Source organism: Intrasporangium sp. (assembly GCF_032907665.1).
GTDB lineage: Bacteria > Actinomycetota > Actinomycetes > Actinomycetales > Dermatophilaceae > Intrasporangium.
On the sequence record NZ_JAJJPG010000216.1, the window covers coordinates 1 to 3,866 of the forward strand.

4 protein-coding genes are annotated in these 3,866 nt (G+C 67.1%); 1 reads left to right on the top strand and 3 read right to left on the bottom strand.

Going from position 1 to position 3,866, the window contains the following annotated elements:
• Positions 1–59: 59 nt before the first annotated feature.
• From LOY02_RS18340 to coxB, 3 genes are read right to left on the bottom strand one after another with little or no spacing between them, the layout of a single operon-like run.
• A complete protein-coding gene (locus LOY02_RS18340; RefSeq protein WP_317183810.1) occupies positions 60–461 on the bottom strand; it encodes a cytochrome c oxidase subunit 4 in 402 nt (133 codons plus the stop codon).
• A 2-nt stretch (positions 462–463) separates the two neighbouring features.
• Positions 464–2,242 carry a cytochrome c oxidase subunit I gene (ctaD, locus tag LOY02_RS18345; protein ID WP_317183811.1) on the bottom strand — a complete coding sequence of 593 codons (1,779 nt, stop codon included), beginning with the start codon at positions 2,240–2,242 and terminating at the stop codon, positions 464–466.
• Complete coding sequence (coxB, locus tag LOY02_RS18350) at positions 2,242–3,162, bottom strand: cytochrome c oxidase subunit II (RefSeq protein ID WP_410505979.1); 921 nt, start codon at positions 3,160–3,162, stop codon at positions 2,242–2,244. The genes ctaD and coxB overlap by 1 nt, the downstream gene beginning before the upstream one ends.
• A 246-nt stretch (positions 3,163–3,408) precedes the next feature.
• Here coxB and LOY02_RS18355 point away from each other — a divergent pair.
• Positions 3,409–3,866, top strand: a 458-nt coding sequence (locus tag LOY02_RS18355) for an aminotransferase class V-fold PLP-dependent enzyme (protein ID WP_317183813.1), incomplete at its 3' end; no start/stop codon positions are given.

Below are 3,866 nucleotides of genomic sequence, written 5' to 3' on the forward strand. Positions count from 1 at the left end.
CCCCGCGACCGGGTCGCGGGGGGCTCGTGGGGCCTTGTTGGCAAGTGACCGGCTGGACGTCAGATCGAGTACTCGCCAGAGAAGGACTCAAAGACCCAGAGGACGACCGCGACGACGCCGAAGAACGCGCCGATGATGAACAGCCACCAGCCGATGGCGAGACCGGCGAACATGATCGCGCCGGCGCCTGCGAGCCACAGCGGCGTCCAGGAGCTCGCGACGAAGTAGCCATAGTTGCCCTCGGCCTCTGCGATCTCCCCGCTGGCGTTGTCCTCTGGACGAAGGGGCAGCTTCTTGCCCGTCATCCAGAAGTAGAAGCCGGAGAGCAGGAAGAGCCCAGCAGTGAGCCCCAGCGCCACGACGCCGATCGGCTCGCTCCAGTCCGACCAGAACCCGTAGATGAGCGTGACGGGCGCGAAGAAGGCGAAGAGGTACATGAACAGCTTGGTCTCGACGCGCATGGTCAGTCTCCGTTCGGGTGTCGAGTGGTGCCTCGACGCTCACCGGCGGTCTCGTCGAGGTCGGCCGGGCCCATCACCTGCGCCAGGGTCCCGCGGTCCGGCACCGGCTTACCCCCGGGGGCTGCCTCGGGGTGGTGCAGGTCGAAGGCGGGACGCTCAGACCGGATGCGTGGCAGCGAGGTGAAGTTGTGTCGCGGTGGCGGACACGACGTCGCCCACTCGAGCGAGGCCCCATAGCCCCAGGGGTCGTCCGTGCCGACGAACGGTGCGCGCTTCCAGGTGCGCCACACGTTGTAGAGGAATGGGATCATCGAGGCGCCGAGAAGAAGGGCACCGATGCTCGAGACGATGTTGCCCGTCTGGAAGTTCTCCTCGGGCAGATAGTCGGCGTAGCGGCGGGCCATTCCCTCGACGCCGAGCCAGTGCTGGATGAGGAAGGTCGTGTGGAAGCCGAGGAAGAGCATCCAGAAGTGGATCTTTCCGAGCTTCTCGTCGAGCATCCGCCCGGTGAGCTTCGGCCACCAGAAGTAGAATCCCGCGAACATCGCGAACACGACCGTGCCGAAGACGGTGTAGTGGAAGTGGGCGACGACGAAGTAGCTGTCGGACAGGTGGAAGTCGAGGGCCGGGCTGGCCAGGATGACGCCGGTGAGGCCTCCGAAGAGGAAGGTCACGAGGAAGCCCATCGCCCAGAGCATGGGCGTGTCCATGGACACCTTGCCGCCCCACATGGTGCCGATCCAGTTGAAGAACTTCACTCCGGTCGGCACGGCGATGAGCATGGTCATCACGGCGAAGAACGGAAGCAGCACTTGCCCGGTGACGTACATGTGGTGCGCCCAGACACTCGTCGAGAGCGCCGCGATGGCGATGGTGGCGAAGACCAGCGTCTTGTAGCCGAAGATCGGCTTGCGGGAGAAGACCGGGATGATCTCGCTGATGATGCCGAAGAAGGGCAGCGCGATGACGTACACCTCGGGGTGCCCGAAGAACCAGAACAGGTGTTGCCACAGCATGGCACCGCCGTTCTCCGGGTCGAAGATGTGCATCCCGAAGCGACGATCACCACCGAGGGCGAAGAGCGCGGCGGCGAGGACGGGGAAGACGACGAGGATGAGGATCGACGTGATCAGCACGGTCCAGGTGAAGATGGGCATCCGGAACATCGTCATCCCGGGGGCCCGCATGCAGACGATCGTCGTGATGAAGTTGACCGCACCGAGGATGGTCCCGAAGCCCGCGAAGGCGAGACCGAAGACCCACAGGTCTCCACCAAGGCCGGGGCTGTAGCTCTCGTCGGAGAGTGGCGTGTAGGCGAACCAGCCGAAGGAGGCGGCGCCCTGCGGCGTGAGGAAGCCTGCTGCGGCGATGAGACCACCGAAGAGGTAGAGCCAGTAGGCGAACATGTTGAGCCGCGGGAAGGCGACGTCAGGCGCCCCGATCTGCAACGGCATGAGGGCGTTTGCGAAGCCCGCGAAGAGCGGTGTGGCGAAGAGCAGCAGCATGATCGTGCCGTGCATCGTGAACAGCTGGTTGAACTGCTCCTTCGTGTCGACGACCTGAAGTCCTGGCGCGAGGAGCTCGCCGCGGATCAGCAGCGCCATGATGCCGCCGAGCAGGAACCACAGGAACGACGTGATGAAGTAGAGGTTGCCGATGACCTTGTGGTCGGTCGTCGTCACCCACTTGACGAAGCTGCGGCCCTTGATCTCGGAGCGAGGCGTGATCGGCGCCCCGGCGCCCGTCGTCGTCTCGGTGGAGCGGTTGGCGGTGGTGGTCATCAGTTGCTCCCGGTGCGAGCAGGTTCGGGGATCAGTTCGGCGTCGCCCTCGACGAGCTCCTCGCGACTGGCATCGACGGGGAGCTGCCCGGTCTGGCCGATCTCGGCGAGGCGTGCCATGTGCTGGTCGTACTCCTCCTGGGGGACGACCTTGAGCATGAAGAGCATCTCGGAGTGGTAGGCGCCGCAGAGCTCGGCGCACTTGCCCTGGAACTCCCCGACCTGCGAAGGCACGACCTGGAAGCGGTTGGTCTTGCCGGGGACCATGTCGAGCTTGGTCATGAAGGCGGGGACCCAGAAGCTGTGGATGACGTCGCGTGAGTTGAGCACGAACTGCACGCGCTTGTTGACCGGCAGGTAGAGCACCGGCATGTTCTCGCGGGCGCCCTCCTCACCCGTCAGCTCGGTGTGCACACCGGTGTCGTAGACGTCGGAGTCGACGTAGTTGAAGTCCCAGCTCCACTGCTTGCCGACGACGCTGATCGTCACGTCGGGCGTCCTGCTGTTGTCGGTCAGCTCTGCCTCGTCGCGGGCCGTGTAGTAGAAGAACACGGCGACCATGAAGACGGGGATGATCGTGTAGAGCAGCTCGACCGGCACGTTGTAGCGCAGCTGGACGGGCAAGGTGTCATCGCCCTTGCGCCGGCGGAACCGCACGGCGGCGTAGAGCATGAGGCCCCAGGTGATCACGCCGACGCCGAGCACGGCGATCCAGCTGCCGACCCACAGGTCCGTGACCCGGTCCCCACTGTCGGAGATCGACTGCGGCATGAAGCCGTTGGAAACCTGCCCCTGGCAGCCGGCCAGCGCGACCGCGCTCACCGTCGCCAGACCCGCGACGCGCAGACCCCTGCGTCGCCCGGAGGCCCGTGACGTCGAGGTCCTCACCGGGGTGTCTTCGTGCTCAGGCACCAGGTGCACCTTTCATTCCGTCTCCCACCAAAACAACCAAAAACGGGGCATCGCCCAACGAGCGTGCGCGTGCTCCTTGCCGAACCCTACCGCCATGCCCCCCGATGTGTCCGGCAGGGTCCGGATAACGTTTGGGGTGTGGCGAACGCGTCCCGCACGGGCCCAACCCCTCCGGATCCGGGCTCCCCGGTCGACCCCTCCCGCGCGCCGCGCCCGAGGCGCCTGCTCGATGCCGCCTCTGGTCCGCTGCACCCGGTGGCCAGGCAGACCCTCGTCGCGGCGCTCGATGCCGGTTGGGCCGATCCCGCCCGCCTCCACGCGGAGGGCCGGCGAGCCGGTGCCCTGCTGGCGCAGGCGAGAGAGGTGGTCGCCGCCGGCCTGGGCGTGCGGCCCGCCGAGGTGAGTTTCCTGCCCAGCGGGCCGACCGCGCTGGCCAGGGCTGTCGACGGAGTGCTGTATGCCGCTGAGCGCCGCGGCGCACGCACGGTGGCCTCCGCGGTCGAACACTCCGCGATCCTCGTGCCCGGACGTGCGAGGGCGATGCGCTCCGACGACCCGGAGCGCTTCGCCGAGGTGCCGGTCACGCGGACGGGCTCGGTCGACCTCGGGGCCTGGGCCGAGGAGGTGGCCGTCCCCGGGACCGTCGCAGCGGTGCTCCAGGACGCCAACGGCGAGGTCGGCACGCGCCAGCCGCTCGCCGCGGCGCGGGCGCT